Origin of the sequence: Bartonella sp. AA83SXKL, from assembly GCF_042196965.1 — a bacterium.
Classification (GTDB): Bacteria; Pseudomonadota; Alphaproteobacteria; order Rhizobiales; family Rhizobiaceae; genus Bartonella.
This window is the reverse complement of the sequence record NZ_JBHIRG010000337.1, coordinates 1-550: the sequence shown is the minus strand read 5'-3', so window position 1 is coordinate 550 and position 550 is coordinate 1. Positions and strand designations below refer to the sequence as shown.

General features: G+C 40.5%; 1 protein-coding gene. It reads left to right on the top strand.

What is annotated here, in order from left to right; translation table 11 throughout:
• On the top strand, positions 1 to 550 hold a 550-nt coding region (locus ACFINO_RS11505), incomplete at both ends, for an autotransporter outer membrane beta-barrel domain-containing protein (protein WP_375655980.1).

Sequence of the window (550 nt, the reverse complement as noted above, 5' to 3'; positions counted from 1 at the left end):
GACCACGCAAAATAAGTCGTTTGAGACAATACGGAATGCTTTTCATTCCTCTTGGAAAGATGATAAAAAGACAGCCTTTTTTCTGCGTGCTTATGGGGGGAGCCATCATTATGCTTCCAATTTATCTGCTTTTGAATATGGCTATGGTGCTGAGCTCGATTATAATGCATTTCAAGCAGGTGTTTTGTTAAACGAGATTGAGAGTTTATATGGTCGTACATTCTTTGGAGTTTTGGGAAACTATGGAAACCTTTCTCTACACCCTCAGGATGTTGAACAAAGCAAAAAAAGCGCATTTGATAAATGGTCTGTTGGGGCTTATGGAAATTTGCAGCATGATACCGGTTTTTATATGGATGGGGTGGTATCGTATGGTCTTTTTAAGGGTGATGTTTTGACCCTTTCACGGGGCAAGGTTGTGGCGTTAAAGGGTAAACAGTTTAGCAGTTCTTTAACGAGTGGTAGAACGTTTGCAACAGGGTATAAAGGTGTTGTTTTTGATCCGCAGATTCAGGTTGTTTATCAGCATCTTCAGTTTAATCAGGCGCGT